This window comes from Agrobacterium vacciniicorymbosi, assembly GCF_040427045.1.
In the GTDB taxonomy this organism is placed as follows: domain Bacteria; phylum Pseudomonadota; class Alphaproteobacteria; order Rhizobiales; family Rhizobiaceae; genus Agrobacterium.
Window position 1 is genome coordinate 85,255 of sequence record NZ_JBETMF010000012.1, and the last position, 16,711, is coordinate 101,965.

At 58.3% G+C, this 16,711-nt stretch carries 15 protein-coding genes; 7 read left to right on the forward strand and 8 right to left on the reverse strand.

Annotated features, from left to right (window positions below; translation table 11 throughout):
- Positions 1-81 precede the first annotated feature (81 nt).
- The 3 genes from ABUK73_RS18275 to ABUK73_RS18285 are packed head-to-tail and all read left to right on the forward strand — an operon-like array spanning position 82 to position 4,209.
- Positions 82-741 carry an ABC transporter ATP-binding protein gene (locus ABUK73_RS18275; protein ID WP_353578538.1) on the forward strand — a complete coding sequence of 220 codons (660 nt, stop codon included), beginning with the start codon at positions 82-84 and terminating at the stop codon, positions 739-741.
- On the forward strand, positions 738-3,146 hold the full coding sequence (locus tag ABUK73_RS18280) for an ABC transporter permease (RefSeq protein ID WP_353578539.1): 2,409 nt from the start codon (positions 738-740) through the stop codon (positions 3,144-3,146). The genes ABUK73_RS18275 and ABUK73_RS18280 overlap by 4 nt, the downstream gene beginning before the upstream one ends.
- Positions 3,136-4,209, forward strand: coding sequence for a lipocalin-like domain-containing protein (locus ABUK73_RS18285; protein WP_454892390.1), 1,074 nt, complete (start codon positions 3,136-3,138; stop codon positions 4,207-4,209). Before ABUK73_RS18280 ends, ABUK73_RS18285 begins: the two co-directional genes overlap by 11 nt.
- A gap of 28 nt (positions 4,210-4,237) precedes the next feature.
- Here the strand turns inward: ABUK73_RS18285 and ABUK73_RS18290 are convergent, their stop codons facing one another.
- Positions 4,238-4,927 (reverse strand): Crp/Fnr family transcriptional regulator, encoded by a 690-nt coding sequence (locus ABUK73_RS18290; protein WP_353578540.1) that lies wholly within the window; start codon positions 4,925-4,927, stop codon positions 4,238-4,240.
- Between the two features lie 147 nt (positions 4,928-5,074).
- On the opposite strand from ABUK73_RS18290, the gene ABUK73_RS18295 reads away from it, so the two are divergent.
- The 3 genes from ABUK73_RS18295 to treY all read left to right on the forward strand — a co-directional run bounded on the left by ABUK73_RS18295 (position 5,075) and on the right by treY (position 8,598).
- A complete protein-coding gene (locus tag ABUK73_RS18295) occupies positions 5,075-5,311 on the forward strand; it encodes a DUF6894 family protein (protein ID WP_353578541.1) in 237 nt (78 codons plus the stop codon).
- A 172-nt stretch (positions 5,312-5,483) separates the two neighbouring features.
- Complete coding sequence (locus ABUK73_RS18300) at positions 5,484-5,993, forward strand: RNA polymerase sigma factor (RefSeq protein ID WP_162727863.1); 510 nt, start codon at positions 5,484-5,486, stop codon at positions 5,991-5,993.
- A 127-nt stretch (positions 5,994-6,120) separates the two neighbouring features.
- Positions 6,121-8,598: a malto-oligosyltrehalose synthase gene (treY, locus tag ABUK73_RS18305; protein WP_353578542.1), complete on the forward strand. Its 2,478-nt coding sequence runs from the start codon at positions 6,121-6,123 to the stop codon at positions 8,596-8,598.
- Here treY and ABUK73_RS18310 read toward each other — a convergent pair whose 3' ends face one another.
- Positions 8,599-9,600 carry an AraC family transcriptional regulator gene (locus tag ABUK73_RS18310; RefSeq protein ID WP_454892391.1) on the reverse strand — a complete coding sequence of 334 codons (1,002 nt, stop codon included), beginning with the start codon at positions 9,598-9,600 and terminating at the stop codon, positions 8,599-8,601.
- A 78-nt stretch (positions 9,601-9,678) separates the two neighbouring features.
- Here ABUK73_RS18310 and ABUK73_RS18315 point away from each other — a divergent pair, with 78 nt between their 5' ends.
- Positions 9,679-10,881, forward strand: coding sequence for an MFS transporter (locus ABUK73_RS18315; RefSeq protein WP_353578544.1), 1,203 nt, complete (start codon positions 9,679-9,681; stop codon positions 10,879-10,881).
- A 77-nt stretch (positions 10,882-10,958) separates the two neighbouring features.
- Here the strand turns inward: ABUK73_RS18315 and ABUK73_RS18320 are convergent, their stop codons facing one another.
- The 6 genes from ABUK73_RS18320 to ABUK73_RS18345 form a co-directional block, all read right to left on the reverse strand.
- On the reverse strand, positions 10,959-11,285 hold the full coding sequence (locus ABUK73_RS18320) for a hypothetical protein (protein ID WP_353578545.1): 327 nt from the start codon (positions 11,283-11,285) through the stop codon (positions 10,959-10,961).
- 111 nt (positions 11,286-11,396) lie between these two features.
- Complete coding sequence (gene corA / locus ABUK73_RS18325; protein WP_353578546.1) at positions 11,397-12,362, reverse strand: magnesium/cobalt transporter CorA; 966 nt, start codon at positions 12,360-12,362, stop codon at positions 11,397-11,399.
- Between the two features lie 142 nt (positions 12,363-12,504).
- Positions 12,505-13,533 (reverse strand): hydroxyacid dehydrogenase, encoded by a 1,029-nt coding sequence (locus ABUK73_RS18330; RefSeq protein ID WP_353578547.1) that lies wholly within the window; start codon positions 13,531-13,533, stop codon positions 12,505-12,507.
- 43 nt (positions 13,534-13,576) lie between these two features.
- Positions 13,577-14,218, reverse strand: a complete 642-nt coding sequence (locus ABUK73_RS18335; protein ID WP_353578548.1) for a ThuA domain-containing protein — start codon at positions 14,216-14,218, stop codon at positions 13,577-13,579.
- 17 nt (positions 14,219-14,235) lie between these two features.
- Complete coding sequence (locus ABUK73_RS18340) at positions 14,236-15,336, reverse strand: Gfo/Idh/MocA family protein (RefSeq protein ID WP_353578549.1); 1,101 nt, start codon at positions 15,334-15,336, stop codon at positions 14,236-14,238.
- Between the two features lie 37 nt (positions 15,337-15,373).
- Complete coding sequence (locus tag ABUK73_RS18345) at positions 15,374-16,573, reverse strand: ROK family transcriptional regulator (protein WP_353578550.1); 1,200 nt, start codon at positions 16,571-16,573, stop codon at positions 15,374-15,376.
- Between the last annotated feature and the right edge of the window lie 138 nt (positions 16,574-16,711).

Sequence of the window (16,711 nt, forward strand, 5' to 3'; positions counted from 1 at the left end):
CTCGCACTTATAACAATGCGTCGCAGCCGAGCTATCGGTAAGCAGCTTGCAGTTCGCCAACGCCGGTGCAAGAGTGGCCCTATGCTTCTGTCGCTTTCCAATGTCACCAAATCATATGAGACCCCTGAGGGACCTGTTGAGGTTTTGAAGGGTGTCGATCTCCTTGTGTCCGAAGGTCAAAGCGTGGCGCTGACAGGAGAGTCAGGAAGCGGCAAAAGCACACTACTGCATCTTGCTGGTGGGTTGGATCGTCCCGAAAGCGGTGTCATTTTGATGAATGGGCGTGATCTGACCGGCTTGGACGAAGCGGGGCGTGCGCTGTATCGAAAAAACGAAGTCGGGCTGATCTTCCAGCAGTTCAACCTCATCCCATCGCTTGATGTCGCGGCCAATATTGCATTTCACGCCAAGCTTGCGGGTCGGCATGATGTTGCGTGGCAGAGTGAGTTGGTGGCGCAGCTTGGTCTTGGCCAATTGCTTAACAGATATCCGGAACAGCTTTCGGGCGGCCAGCAGCAGCGGGTAGCCATTGCGCGGACGCTGGCGGCGCGGCCTGCCCTGGTGCTGGCAGATGAGCCAACCGGTAATCTGGATGAAGCAACCGGTGATGCGGTGCTGGACCTGATGTTGTCGCTGAGCCGGAATGCCGGGTCTGCGCTGCTGCTTGTTACGCATTCCATGCGCCTTGCCGACAAGCTGGATCGAAAAGTCCTGCTGCGCGGCGGAAAAATTGCGGCGTGAACCTCGCCACTTTTCTCGTTCTTCTCTCCCACTGGCGTCACCGCCCGTTGCAGCTCATCACCCTTATTCTCGGAATCGGACTGGCAACGGCGCTGTGGTCCGGCGTGCAGGCCATCAATGCGGAAGCACGGGCCAGTTACGCACGCTCCGCGGCAATCGTTGAACAGAGCGGGCTATCGCAATTGGTGGCGAAAGATGGCGGCACCATTCCGCTCGCCAGTTTTGCAAAGCTTCGACGCGCAGGCTGGAATGTGTCACCCGTTATCGAGGGCGATTACAGGTTCGGCACCAGCCGCATAAGACTGGTCGGCATAGACCCGCTGACAATGCCGGACGAAGGCCGTGTCTTCACTCTTTCGGGTTCTTCCGAAGTGGTGGATTTCATTGGCGGGCAGGATGTGCTGGTGGTTTCCGCTGCCACGGCAGAACGGCTCAAGAGCGAGACGGGCGTCCGATTGAAAGTGTCCGGCAATATTCCGGATGATGCGGCCTTTACGGATATCAGCGTCGCCGACAGGTTGCTGCACCGTGATGGTGCACTCAGCCGGCTTGTGATTGCACCAGATCAGCGCCCGAATTTGCCTGCGCTGGAGAGCGTTGCGCCAGAGCTGAAGGTCAACTCGGCTGGTGAGCGGCCGGACATGGCGCGGCTGACGGACAGTTTTCATTTGAACCTTACGGCCTTCGGCTTCCTCGCCTTTATCGTTGGCCTTTTCATTGTCTATTCGGCCACTGGGCTTTCATTCGAACAGCGACGGGCCACGTTCCGTACCATCCGCTGCCTGGGTGTGTCGCTGCGCGCGCTGACATCGATGCTCATCATCGAAATCATGCTTCTTTCCTTGATCTCTGGCGTGATCGGCGTCGTCATTGGATATGTCATGGCCTCCATACTGTTGCCCGGCGTGGCGGCGACGCTGCGCGGGCTTTATGGCGCAACGGTTTCCGGCAGCCTTTCCCTGCGGCCTGAATGGTGGCTGGCGGGAATGGGCATGGCCCTGGCAGGCACCGCTTTATCGTCCCTGCAAAGCCTCTGGCGCGTGCGCAACATGCCCATTCTGTCTGCTTCCCAGCCGCAGGCATGGGCTTTGGCATCGGGAAATGCGCTGCGCTTTCAGTCGCTTGGCGGCGCGCTTTTGCTCGGCATTGCAGCCCTGTTTGCGGTCGTGGGTTCAGGGCTAGCGACCGGGTTCTTGGTGCTGGGTACCCTTCTTCTGGGCTCGGCGCTTTTGCTGCCTGCTTTTCTCACTCTCATTCTTCAGCTTGCGGAGCGGTGGTCTAAAAAGGTTCTGACCGTTTGGTTCTGGGCAGATACGCGCTTACAACTGCCCGGCCTGTCACTGGCCTTGATGGCGCTGCTTCTTGCGCTGTCGGCCAATGTCGGTGTCGGTACCATGGTATCCAGCTTTCGCACCACTTTCCTAGGCTGGCTGGACCAGCGTCTGGTCGCGGAACTGTATGTCACGGCGCGTGATGAGGCGGAAGCGGCGCGTCTCAGAGCGTGGCTTCCCGCCCATGCCGACGCCGTGCTGCCGATATGGAGCACGTCGGGGCAAGTGCTGGGCGATGAGGTGCAGATATCCGGCGTTGCGGATCATCCGACCTACCGGGACCACTGGCCGCTTATTCAGTCGATGCCGGGTCCTTGGGACACCATCGCGCAAGGACATGGCGCGCTGATAAATGAGCAGTTCTGGCGGGCAAAGCATGTTCAGCCCGGACAGGAAATATCTTTGCCGGATGGCTGGCGGGTAACGGTCGTTGGTGTTTATTCGGATTACGGCAATCCGAAGGGGCAGGTCATGGTCGGTGCGGATGCCCTGAGCAGCCATTACCCCAATGTTTCCAAGCTCAGATATGGCGTCCGCGTCGATCCCGCCCGCGCGTCCGATCTCAAACACCAAATGGTGCAGGAGTTGGGACTGCCGGACGGTAATGTACTGGATCAGGCCTCGCTGAAACGACAGTCGCGTGCGGTGTTCGAGCAGACCTTCGTCGTCACAGGCGCGCTGAATGTGCTGACGCTGGCCGTTGCCGGTTTTGCCATGTTTGCCAGCCTGCTGACGCTTTCTGGCATCAGGCTGCCGCAGCTTGCGCCTGTCTGGGCCATGGGCATCCGCCGGCGTAACCTTGCCATTCTGGAAGTGCTCAGAACGCTCGCTTTGTGGCTCGTCACCTTCATTGCCGCCATTCCCGTTGGGCTTGCGCTGGCCTGGGTGCTTCTCGTCATCGTCAATGTCGAGGCTTTCGGCTGGCGCCTGCCGATGATGGTTTTTCCGGTAGAGTGGTTGAAGCTGGGTGCAATCGCGCTTGTTGCGGCCATCCTGTCAGTGCTCGTGCCAGTTCTGCGGTTGGCCACCATCAATCCATCCGATCTGCTGAGAGTATTTGCCAATGAGCGTTAGATATCTCGCTTTTCTTAGCTCTGTGTTGATGGTCCTGTTTGCTGTACCAGCCGTTCTTCTCGCGCAGGGCTTCGCAGGTCTCGGGTCCGATGCTCAAGGCTTTTCCGTTCCCCAGCGCGGGACCTCGCTTTCTTTTCCGAGAGATCATGGGGCTCATCCGGATTTTCGGATCGAATGGTGGTATGTCACCGCAAATCTTGAGACTGAAGATGGCCGTCCGCTTGGCGCGCAATGGACCCTGTTTCGCTCTGCCCTTTCGCCGCAAGATCAGCCTGGTTGGTCCAGTCGGCAAATCTGGATCGGGCATGCGGCAGTGACGACGGCTGACCATCATTATGTCGCGGAGCGGCTGGCGCGGGGCGGTGTCGGGCAGGCGGGGGTGGTGACCAGCCCGTTCGAAGCGTGGATCGATGATTGGCAGATGACGTCGTCTTCAGCCGAAGGCCTCGACCCATTGGCGCAGATCGATCTGCACGCCACCGGCCAGGACTTCGGTTACAAGCTGGCACTCACCGCAACGAAACCGCTCGTTTTGCAGGGAGATCGCGGTTATTCGGTCAAATCTCAGGCAGGGCAGGCGAGTTATTATTATTCTCAGCCCTTTTACGAGGTGAAGGGCACAGTCAGCCTCGGTGGGTCGCCGGTCAAGGTTCGCGGCAAGGCATGGCTGGACCGGGAATGGTCTTCGCAGCCGCTGGCGTACGACCAAACCGGCTGGGAGTGGTTTTCGCTGCATCTTGCCTCTGGCGAAAAGGTTATGGCCTTTCGGCTGCGCGATTCAGGTGAGGGCTACACGTCTGCAAACTGGATTTCTGCAGACGGTAAAACAACACCGCTCTCGTCGGATGACGTCAGTTTCGAACCTCTGCGAAGCGCCAGGGTCAACGGCAAAGACATTCCGGTTGCCTGGCGGGTCAAGATTGCCAGCAAGGGGCTGGATATCACCACAAAACCCCTGAATGACAATGCGTGGATGGCGACATCCACGCCCTATTGGGAAGGCCCGATCTCATTTGATGGAAGCACGTCCGGCGTCGGGTATCTGGAAATGACCGGCTATTGATTGGCGTCGGCCAAACCAGGCCAAGCCATCATCGGTGAGAAATCAACCGCCGGTATTCCGCTTCCGGTATGCCGTAGGAATCGCCCGCCGTTTCTTCCATAATGCTGCGATCCCTGACCGTAATCATCGCGCGCTCTGCCTTTATCGCGCGGTTGCCTTCCAGCTTGTGTAGCGCATCCGTTACGCTGGGCCGTCTGACGCCGAGCATCACCGCCAGAAAATCATGGGTCAGCGGCAGTTCGTCCCCCAGCCGGTCGTGACACATCAACAGCCAGCGTGCCAGACGTTGTTCGACATCGTAACGTGCGTCTGCAAGGGCGGTGGCTGCGATCTGGATCATGAACACATGCGCATATCGCAACAGAAGCTCGCGCAATGCGCTGTTATCATTCATCAGTTTCTGAAGCTCGGGCGTGGGAATTCGCAAGGCCTTGCCGCCTGCCTGCATGAATGCCTTGTGGGGGCTGCTGTCCACGCCCAGCAGAACCGGCACGCCGGAACATCCCTCGTGACCGATACAGCCGACTTCGATGGACTTGCTGGCCACGACCACTTCCGAGGACAGGCCGCTCTCGAAGAAGTAAACGTGGCTGATAGGTTTGCGGGTTTCAAACAGGACCTGCTCCTGCGCAAGCGTCACAGGTTCCAGCCGTGGCTGTACCAGGGCTACGTCTTTTTCGGATAAAGTTTTTAGAAGGCCGTTAGTAGTCCAAGTCACGCGAAGCCCTTTCATGCGGTCCATAACAGGCAATGTGCGGCTTGAGCGTTTGGACCGAAGGGAACGCCCTGCTTCTATATCACAAATTGCACCGTGATGAAACTTTCCTCCGCGCCAAAGGTTCGGGACGAACAGGGGAGAATTGTAATGAGATACTATTTTCATGTCCGCCGTCACCAGGAACTGCAGAAAGATCCCGAGGGCGCGGAATTCGAAACACTCGAGGCGGCGCGCGACGAGGCCTTTCAGGCCGCCCGCGAAATCCTCGCGGAGAGAATGGTGCGTGGCGAAGTCATAGACGGCGAAGTCTTCGAAATCACGACAGAAGAGGGTGAAATCGTCACAACCGTTCCCTTCCGCGCAACGGTCCGCATGACTGAGTAAAAAGGTCTATCCATCTCCAAGAACTCACATTGGCAGTGGCTCACCTACGCCAAAAATCCGCCTTTTCAAGAGGCCGTTCAACAAGCGTACGCTAACGTACCCTTCCCTCAGGCGGAGGAACGATGATGCAGCCAAAGACTTGATTAACCTCAAGCTCATGAGGAGATCGAGCATGGCAGCAGAAATCAACACTCAGCAGGAACTCGTGTCCCTGATACCCGCCCTACGCAGGTTCGCCTCGCGCTTTCACCGCAGCCAGACAGATGCTGATGATCTTGTGCAGGATACGCTGCTCAAGGCATTGAAAGCCTTGCCCTCGTTCACGCCGGGCACCAACCTCAAATCCTGGCTTTTCACCATCATGCGCAACGCGCACCACACGACTTATCAAAAAGCCAAGCGCATCACCGTCGGCACTGACAATCTCGACTTCCTCATCCCGGCAGCGGAATCGCCGCAGGAATGGGCCATGCGGAAGCTGGAATACGACAAGGCCGTCGCCGCCATGCCGACCATATACAAGGATGTCTTCCATCTCGTGGTCGAAGACGGGCAGGCTTACGATGCGGCGGCGACCCAGTGCCGGATTTCCGTTGGAACGGTGAAGAGCCGTATTAACCGCGCGAAGCATTTTCTGGCAGATCGCATGGGCGACACCATGGCCAACGTCGCTTCTATTTGAAGCGGCAGGGCCGGCGTAGGTACCAGCCTGTGACAGGCGTTCTCACTGAAAGATAAAGCTTTCACCCGTAACCGGGGAACCAGATGCCCGCCATTCAGTTTCGGCTCCTCTCCCACTGGAGCCATGCATGACAATTCCCACCGCCACCTATCGCATTCAGTTTCGCAACGGCATGACCTTCGATCGCGCTGCTGCACTCGTCCCTTATCTCAAGAAACTTGGCATCAGCCATCTCTATGCGTCGCCGATATTCACCGCGACGACGGAGTCCACGCATGGATATGACGTCACGGATGCAAACGAAATCGATCCGACCATCGGCGGTCAGGCTGGTTTTGATCGGCTGGTTGAGGCGCTGAAAGCTGAAGGCCTTGGGCTCATTCTGGATATCGTGCCCAACCATATGGCCGCGTCTCTGGAGAATGCGTGGTGGAAAGACGTCATCGAGCATGGGCCAGAGAGCCGTTACGCCCACCATTTCGATATAGACTGGTCACGCCGCCTGACACTGCCCTTTCTCGGCAGCGATTTTGCCGAAGCGCTTGAAGCGGATGAGATTACAATCAAGGCTGACCCGGTCACCGGCAAACCGGCATTTTGCTATCATGATGCCTTTTACCCGCTAACACCTTCCTCCTACGCAGGAGAGGGCGTGGACGCCCTCCAAACAGCTGACAAGAGCCGCATTGCCGATCTGCACGACCAGCAGCCCTACCGGCTGATGTCCTGGCGAGATGCGAGTTCCGATCTCTCCTACAGGCGGTTTTTCGAAGTCACCGGCCTTGTCGGCGTCAGGGTCGAAGCGCCTGAAATCTTTGACGAGACACACCGTCTCATACTGGAACTGGTGCGCAGCGGCGCTGTCGATGGCCTGCGCGTCGATCATGTGGATGGGCTTGCTGATCCCAAAGCCTATCTGGAGCGGCTGCGCCGTGAGGTCGGGCCGGATTGCTATCTGACGGTGGAAAAAATCTTGGGCCCGGGCGAGGCGCTTCCTGCAGACTGGCCCGTATCAGGCACCACCGGATATGAGTTTATTTCCACGCTAAGCAACATCTTTGTGGACGAAACGAAGCTGGATGAACTGCGCTCGGCCTATGAACAGGCCACAGGTCGTCCAGTTGATATGCAGACGGAATTGCGAAAAGCCAAGCTGCTGATGGCCGACAAGAACTTCGCTGGGGAATTCTCAAGGCTCCTCAAGCTATCGATGGAGATACTGGGCGAGCAAACGGAGCAGCCGAGCGAAGCGGATGTTCGCGCCGCGCTGCGGGAATTGGTGACCTCATTTCCGGTCTACAGAACCTATGGCACAGAGGATGGCCTTCCTCCCCAAAGTGCCGAAGTTTTGGCCGACGTTGTCGCCACCATCTCCGCTGGCCCAAATGCGCCGAATGCGGGTGCGCTTCAAAGCTTGCAGCACATTCTGCAAAGCGGCGAGGGGCCGATTGCCGCGGAGTTCAGAACGCGCTTCCAGCAATTGACGGGCCCGCTCATGGCAAAGTCGGTGGAAGATACGTTATTCTATCGCGAAAACACCATGCTGGCGCTGAACGAAGTCGGCGCAGAACCGCTGCCGCATGCTTATTCAGTGGAACGATTTCATGCAGAGATGGCACAGCGTCTGGAAACCCAGCCAAATGGTCTATCAGCGACCTCCACCCATGACACCAAGCGAGGCGAAGACGCCCGCGCGCGCCTCTATGCCATCACAGAAGCGCCGGAACTGTGGGCGAAGGCTGTCAACCGTTGGCAGGGTATGAGTGCCGGTTTCAGGCAGGACCTTCAGGACGGCGTGGCGCCCGAGCCAGCCGTGGAGTGGATGCTCTATCAGGCACTGGCAGGCGTCTGGCCATACGATTTGAAGACGACGGATCAGGAAGGGCTGAAAGCAGTCGAAGAGCGTTTTGCCGCGTATGTGGAGAAGGCCTTGCGCGAGGCGAAGTTGCGAACGAATTGGGGCGACGGCAACGAGGTCTATGAGAAGGCGGTGATCGACTATGCGCGGAAGCTGCTTTCCCCGCATAATCAAGTCTTTCTGCAAGACTTTATGAAGACGCTTAAACCCCTTGTAACCGCGGGGCTTTCAAACAGTCTCTCGCAAACGCTGATAAAGCTGACCACTCCCGGTGTGCCCGATATTTATCAAGGCAGTGAAGGACTCGATCTCAGCCTTGTCGATCCGGATAATCGCCGCGAACCGGATTTCGACGCTCTTGCAACGCAACTGTCTGACGAGGACAGCGTAGTAGAAGGCTGGCCGAACCCAAAACTGAAACAGCGTCTGATTGCTACCATTCTTCATATGCGACGCGAAGCGCCCGATCTTTTCCGTGAGGGACGCTATCTACCGCTCATAGCAACCGGCAGCGGTGCGGAACATGTCGTGTCCTACGCCAGAACCACACCGGATGATGCGCTCATCGTCATCGTACCCCGGCTCACAATGGGTAGCGGTTCGTTGAGAGACGCGACGTGCATGGAGCTTCCAGACGAATTGGCAAACCGGACATATGTCGATGTGCTGAGCCAGGAAACGTTTGAAGTGTCAGACGTCCTGATCTTGGGGGAACGCCTTTTCGCCGTGCTGCGGGTGTCGCGCTAATCAGTCTACCTCGGCGCGGACCATCCGGTCGATGTGTCCGCGCGCCGTCAACGACCCCGGCGGATGCCCGATGATGCGTTTAAATGCGCGGCTGAAAGCGGCCTGCGAGCCGTAACCAAGCTTGATCGCGGCGGTTTCGATTGGCATGTGTTCCTTGCCAATCCATTGTGAGGCAAGACGCATGCGCAGTTCTGTCAGATAGCGCAGCGGCGTAATGCCGGTAACATCCAGAAACCGTTCGGCAAAGACGGAGCGGGACGCGCCCATTTCGCTTGCCAGTTCGACCAAAGACCAGTCATGGCCGGGATTGTTGTGAATGGCCAGAATGACACGGCCCAGGCGTGGGTCGCGAAGGGCAGCAATCCAGCCAGAGGAATCGCCACAGCCGCATTCTACCCATGCCCGCACGATAAAGGCGGCAACCACATCTGCCAACCGCGCCAGAATGCCCGCAAAGCCTGCTCGCGCCTGCGTCGTTTCCCGCTCCATCGCCTCCAGCATCGGCAGCAGTTCAGGATAGCGCGGCAGAAGTGTGCCGACGAACATCACCTCCGGCATCAGCCCGACCAGCGGGTGAAGCCCGCCGAGATCGAACTCCATGCAGCCGCTGAAAACCAGAACGCGTTTTTCATGCGGCGTGTCGGGATTGCAGGCCTTGATATCAGTCACCGAATTGCACAGCGGGGCTGCATCGAGCGAGCGGATATTCTGGCAGGGAATATCCGGGCTCGAAATCAGCGAATGCGCACCGCCGCGCGGCAACAGCACCGCATCGCCTGTATTCATGGTATGAAGCGTTCCAGCAGGGCTGCGTAGATAGACAGGACCGCAGGCGACAAAGTGAAACTGCGCGCGCCCTTCCACTTCACCAAAGCCCAGGCCAAAGGGCGCTGTCGCCTCTATCCGGCGATAATCCAGCCCGACGAGACGCATGCCCATCAGCAATTCACTGACGAGATCGGGATCTGGCAACAATCGATTTTCGGACTTTTGATCAAGCATGACGGATTATGTGGCATAGAACGTCCGGAAAGTCCAGTTTATGGTCGATGCATTCTCATCCTCCCAAAGGACACGATTATGAACCCTACTTTTAATCCAGTTGCCGCTGAGGCCGGTCCGCAGGCGCCCGCCTGGGGTGCCGTCACCTCCATGGCACTTGGCGTTTTCGGCCTAGTTACGGCAGAGTTTCTGCCCGCCAGCCTGCTGACGCCCATTGCCGCCGAGCTTGGCATAACCGAAGGTGCGGCCGGGCAGGCGGTCACTGTCACCGCTGTTGTCGGCATGGTGGCGAGCCTCGTCATTACCTCTGTTGCCCAGCGCATTGATCGTCGGCATCTGATGATGCTGTTTTCGGCGCTGCTCGTCATCTCCAACCTTATGGTGGCAGCGGCTCCGAGCCTGAGCATGCTTTTGATCGGGCGTCTGTTGCTGGGTGTCGCGCTTGGTGGTTTCTGGGCCATGTCGACTGCCATCGTCATCCGGCTGGTGCCGCCAAAGAGCATCCCGCGCGCGCTCTCCATGGTGTTCAGCGGCGTCTCCGCCGCCACCATCGTCGCTGCTCCCGTCGGTACCTATGTGGGTGATCTTGCGGGCTGGCGTGCCGTCTTCGTCCTGACTGCACTGCTGGGCGTGATCGCCTTCGTTATGCAGTTTCTGACATTGCCAAAGCTCGCCCCAACAGGCACGACCAGCCTGAAGACCCTTGGCGTCGTTCTGACAAGACCGGGCATTGCCCTTGGCCTTGCAGCTGCAACGCTGGTCTTTGGCGGCCACTTTGCCTTCTTCACCTATCTTCGGCCATATCTGGAGGCGGATATCGGCGCTGGCATCGGCATGGTTTCCGCTCTACTGCTGGGTTTCGGGCTTGCCAATTTTGTCGGTACATTGCTGGCCGGATCGCTGATCAGCCGCAGTCTGAGATTTTCGCTGGCCGCTCTGCCGCTGCTGATGGCGGTCATTGCATTGCTGCTTGTTACCACCCAGCCACCGCTGCCCTTGGCCGCCGTTCTGGTCGCAATCTGGGGCTTCCTGTTCGGTGCGGTCCCGGTGTCGTGGTCCACATGGCTTGCGCGCACCATTCCCGATGAAGCGGAAAGCGCAGGGGGGCTGCTGGTGGCGTCCATCCAGTTTGCCATTGCCATGGGTGCTGCGGTTGGCGGCGTCATCTTCGACATGAACGGCGCAACCACCGTCTTTGGCACCAGCGGTCTGGTGCTGGCCATCGCCGCCATCGGTATCATTCTCGGTGTAAAGCCACGCCCGCAGGTCAGCTTGGCCTGACGAATTCGAGAGACATCAATCTAAAAGAAAGCCGGGGCTGATGCCCCGGCTTTGCGTATTTCGGCTATATGTTCGCTTTAGTTCGGGCAGGCTGTGCCAGTCGTACCGGTCGTGCCTGTTGTTGCGGTGTTATTCTGCGTTGATGCAGCGCCGTTCACACAGTTTGTGTTGTTCGTGTTGCCGCCAGCACCGGAACCGCCGTTCATATTCGAGTTCGAATTGTTCATGCCTGTGCCGGATGTTCCGTTGGTGCCGGAACCACTTGTCGAGCCGCTAGATGTGCCCGAACCTGCATTTGATCCGCCATTGCCGCCTGTGCCACCAGAACCGCTGCCAGCGCCCTGCGCAGCAGCAAGGGATGCGAAGCTCAATGCGAAGACCGATGCGATGAGATACTTTTTCATGTGTGTTTCCTCCAAGGTTTTCGTTATTTGCGCCAACCCTAACCGGTGGGGAGTCGCAGAGTTCCCTGAAGCCTTGAAGTCATTTGGTAAATCGTCCTCGCCGGACTGTCGTTATAGCCAACCGGTCTTCTTGAAGCGTACGTATAGAACCGAACACATGGCCGCAATCACCGCCAGAACGATGAAGTAGCCGTAACGGGTTTCCAGCTCCGGCATGTTCTTGAAGTTCATGCCATATATGCCGGCGATAGCCGTCGGCACGGCCAGAATGGCGGCCCATGCCGCCAGCTGTCGTGTAATCGCACCCTGCCGCTGCTGTTCCAGCAGGTTGGATGCCTCAAACACAGACGTCATGATTTCCCGCAAGCCACTCACCATGCCATCCACGCGGCGGATATGGTCATGGACATCCTTGAAAAAGGGCTGAACATTTTCATCGACGCAGGGCAGTTCGAGATGGCTGAGCTTACCCACCACTTCCGCCATCGGCCCCAGAATGCGCTGAAAACGGATGACCTGTCGGCGCATGCGGAAGATGCGTCTGATCTGTTCCGGCTGCAGCAGCGAAACCAGAACGTGCTTTTCCAGCTCCAGAACCTTGTCTTCCAGCGTTTCGATAATGGGCAGATAGCCATCCACGACGAAATCGATGATGCCGTGCAGGACATAGTCCGGCCCCTGTCGCAAAAGCCGCGGCGAATGTTCGAGCTGTTCGCGCAATTCCTTATGCGCGCGGGCCGAACCGTGCCTGACGGAGATGAGGTGATCCGAGCCGACGAAGATGCAGGTCTCGCCATAGACGATCTTGTCACCCTCAAGGTGAGCCGTCTTTGCGACGACGAAAAGCTGGTCGCCGTAGACATCGACTTTCGGTACCTGTTTGCCGTTCAGCGCATCTTCCACCGCAAGAGGGTGGAGGCCGAACATGGTTTTCAGGTCTTTCAGTTCCTCCGCCGTCGGATCGACCAGCCCGATCCAGACGAATTCGCCGTCTTTCGATTCAAATGCCTTGCCGCTCAGCGGCACCTCTTCGGCGCGTTTGCCGTCTCGGTATAGATAGGATGCTAGGATTGCCATGGGAGCCTGTGCGCGGGATGAAGCAGGAGATCTCAACAACGCGAGGGAAAGAAATTCGCTCCCTCGACGCGACATGAAAGCCTGAAGACGATAGGCGCAACGATGATGAAAGTCGCGGCCAAACTCTTCGTCTAAAACCGCATCATGAAATGCTGACGGGTTTCGAGCGAAGTCTGCTGGCCGTGGCAGGATCTGCGCGGCGGCAAAGCTGCGGCGGCAGGCCTTTCATGATCAGTTCGGCGTCAGCGACTGCCATGGAACCCAGTCTGTAGAACGCATCGAGCGTTCCGCCAGTGCGGTGCGCAGAAAGTAACAGACCGGGGATCGAACGGACAGGATCATCCGCCGCCACTGGCTCATCGGGAAAGACATCGGTCGCAGCGCGAATGTGGCCGGATTTGACGGCCTCTAGCATCGCAGGGAAATCCACCACCGCAGCGCGGCTCATCAGCAGGAAGGCCGAGCCCGGCTGCATGGCGTCGAACTGGCGTTTTCCAATGAAGCCCTGATTTTCGCTGGTTACGCTGGCAAAGACGTAGACCACGCGGGATTTGGAAAAGACATGGTCGAGCGTGCTCGGAATACAGTCCAGACGTTCGATAATTTCCTGAGGTAGCCATGGATCGTAGACATGGACCGCATTCTTGAACGGGCGGGTCAGTTCCCGCAATTCTCGCCCCAGATCACCGAAGCCAATGATGCCGATGGGCGCGCTGGCATAGCGGAACGTGTCGACGTTTCCGGCAAGGCCATATTCCTCTGTTCCCTCACGGAACTGGCGGTCGGCGAGGGTTATACCGCGCGCCAGATCGAGCGCCATGCCGAGTGATGCTTCCGCAACGGGCGAGGAAAAGGCCGAGGCGGGTGCGATGACCCAGATGCCGCGCTCCACGCAGGCCTGATAGTCGATATTTGGCAGGAAGTTGGATTCCACATTGATGATCGCCTTGAGCTTCGGGGCGCGATCCAGCCTCTCTTTTGGCATATCGGTCTGGCCGAAGATCAGGACGGTATCGGAAAGAAGGGCATCCACCTGTTCCGCAGGCATCTGCCGATCTTCCGAAATGACAAGTTCACCCAGCTTTTCCAGCCGGGCGCGAACATCGGGCTCCATGATCAGTTCAAGGTTCCGCGGCAGCGGATCGACCAGCACGATGTTGCGACCTGTCATGATACCTCCCAGTATGAGACGGCATCATTCCGTCCCTATTTCGTTACCGTGCGGCCCAGTTTGCACCGCGACGGAAGATTTCCCGCATCTGCGGGACGTCGAACTCTTTCGCGACGTGGCCGAGCGCCGAATAGAACACGCGGCCCTTGCCGTAGTTCCGCTTCCACGCCACCGGCATCACCACGCCGTCGATCCACCACGCATGATCACCGGTAAAGGTGGTCGTCGCCAGCACCTCGTTGGATGGATCGACATGCATATAATACTGTTCCGACGTGTAGGGAAAGTCGGTGATCCCTTGCATGATCGGATCATCCGGCTTGGTAATGTTCACCTTGTAATCGATGATGTTGCCGGGGTGCGCGACCCATTGACCACCGATCATGAACTGGTATTCCACGCATTCGCGGAAGCTGTCGCCCGCACCACCGTGATAACCGGCAATGCCCACACCGTTTTCGACGGCAGCGGCAAGGTTCTTGATCTCTTCCTTCTCGATCTTCGACATGGTGACAATCGGCACCACGAGGCTCAGATCATGCACCGATGGGTCCGCGAAGGCCTCGGTGCTGTGCTCGACATAGACCTTGAAACCTTCTTCCTCCAGAAGATCTTTGATGATGACAGAGCATTCCTGCGGTTCGTGACCGCTCCATCCGCCCCAGACTATCAGTGCTTCACGCATTTCATTCCTCCTTGAAATTATTTGCCGATCTGGCCGTCAACCAGCGATTCCGCCAGCGGTGCTGGACGATCGACGGCAGTGGTGATGGTGATGGTCGTGCCGGTGTCTGATGCGGTCTGGAACGCTTCCATCACCTCCAGCACATGCAAGGCAAGATCGCCATTGGCGCGGTGCTGCCGGTCGGAACGGATGGCGTGGGCCATATCCGCCACGCCGATGGAGCGGTAATTGCCATCGGCATAGGGCGACGACAGGTCCTGATTTTCGAATTGGCCACCCTTCTTCAGCAATTGTACTTCGCCACCGAAATAGTTGGGGTCGGGCACGATCAAGGTGCCTTCGGTGCCGTAGAGTTCCAGCGGCACATGCTTGTGCCCAGCCACATCGAAGCTCATGCCGACCTGCACGATGGCGCCGTTCTGAAACGCCAAAGCACCGACGACATGGGTGGCAATCTGCACCGGTATCTTTTCGCCATTGCGCGGCTCGCTGGTGATCAGCCGCTCTGTTCGCGGCGAGAAGGCAAAGCCCGCGACCTTGGCGACAGGGCCGAACAGGTTGACGAGATCGGTGATGTAATACGGCCCCATATCCAGCATCGGCCCACCGCCAACCTCATAATAGAAGGCGGGGTTGGGGTGCCAGCGCTCATGGCCGGGGCACATGAATGTGGCCGTTCCGCCGACGGGCGTGCCGAGAACGCCTTGGTCAATCAGCGTGCGGGCCGTCTGATGCCCGCCGCCGAGGAACGTGTCGGGGGCCGCGCCGATGCGCAGGTTCTTCGCTTGTGCCACTTCGGATAGTTTTTTGCCTTCCGCAAAATTGATGCCCAGCGGCTTTTCGGAATAGGTGTGCTTGCCCGCCTCCAGCGCCCGCAACGCCACCTCGACATGCGCCTTGGGGATTGTCAGATTGACGATGATCTCGATGTCAGGGTCTGCAAACAGCTCATCCACCGTCCGGGCCGTCAGGTTGAATTCCTCGGCCTTGGCCTTTGCCATCTCCGCATTCATGTCGGCCACGCCGCGAAGGTCCAGAATGGGAAAGGATGCCATCGCTTTCAAATAGGCGCCGGAAATATTGCCGCATCCGATGATGCCTATGCCGACTTTCTTCATGTTCTCTCTCCCGTCATGATGTGAACCCGCTCCCTCCTCAGAGAGCCGGACCCGTGGTGTTCCACGGCGATTCGTAAAGCTCGTAAAGTGCGACCGCAGCAGCGCCTTGCGCCCACAATTCGTCGCTCGATTTGTCGAAAACCAGTTCCGCCACACCTTGCAGGGAAGGCGGCACGGAGATCTCGTAGGCTGTGCGGATACTGTCGATGAAGGGTGCGCCGAGTTCCAGGCTGGACCCGACGATGATGACCCGTGGCGGCGCAAACAGCGTGACGATATTGGCCAGCGTCAGCCCGATGGCCGCACCCGCCCGCTCGGCTGCGGCAATGAGATCATTGTCCTGCGCCAACACCAGCGTTTGCGCATGCTGCATGCCGCGACCGAGGCGAATGGCTTCCGCAAACCGTCCATCCGCAGGCCGTGAACCCAAAATCGCATTCTCACCCGCATGACTGGCAAGCCGCACCGTGCCTTCCGGACTGGCAACCAGCACGAGATCGCCGAGATTGTGGCTGAGGCCGCCTGCACCGCGAAACAGATCGTTCCGGTGCAGCACGCCCAGACCCAAAGTCTGCTCCAGCGAAATCAGCACCATGTCTTCCAGATCGCGTGCCTTGCCGAACCAGTGGTGGCCGAGCGTCACGGCATGGGCATCGCTTTCGATGATGGTCGGCGTGCCGAAACGCGCCGTCATCTCATCGGCAAAGTCGATATTCACTTCGCGCAACACCGGGCTAGAGCGAATTTTTCCCGTCCGGTGTTCGATCACGCCCGGCAGGCCGAGGCAGACCATATCGACATCTTCCAGCGACAGACCGGCATCCACCACGCAGCGTCGCACCCCATCCTCGATCAGATCCGCTATCACACCAATCGGCTGACGGTCGATGCGGATGGGCAGCGCAAGCGTGGACAGCACATTGCCGCAGAAATCCGTGACCACGAAAACCATACGGCTCGCCGCGATCTTCGCACCTACCACACGCGCCGCATCCGGGTTGAGTTCCAACATCACCCGGGGGCGACCACGCGCGCCTTCCGTCCTGATATCACCCAGATGCCGCGAAAGAATCAGCCCGTCATCCAGCAGCGATGCCGTAATGGCTGAGACGGTTGTCGTGGAAAGCTGCGTTCTTTCGCTGATCTCCACCCGTGAAATCGGCCCGTGACGACGGACGTTATCGAGGACGTTCAGGCGATTGATCGCGCGCATCAGTTCCGGGTCTGCGGTCTTCATGATTTCCAGTCGCGATCAAGCCAATGTCTGAGGCGGTATTTATATCGGATTGCGGATTAAATAACCGGGTCAGATAGGGGTGTGTCAAGCGCAAAGCTGAAAATATCAGCAATATGCCTTGACATTGAGCGCGTCCTT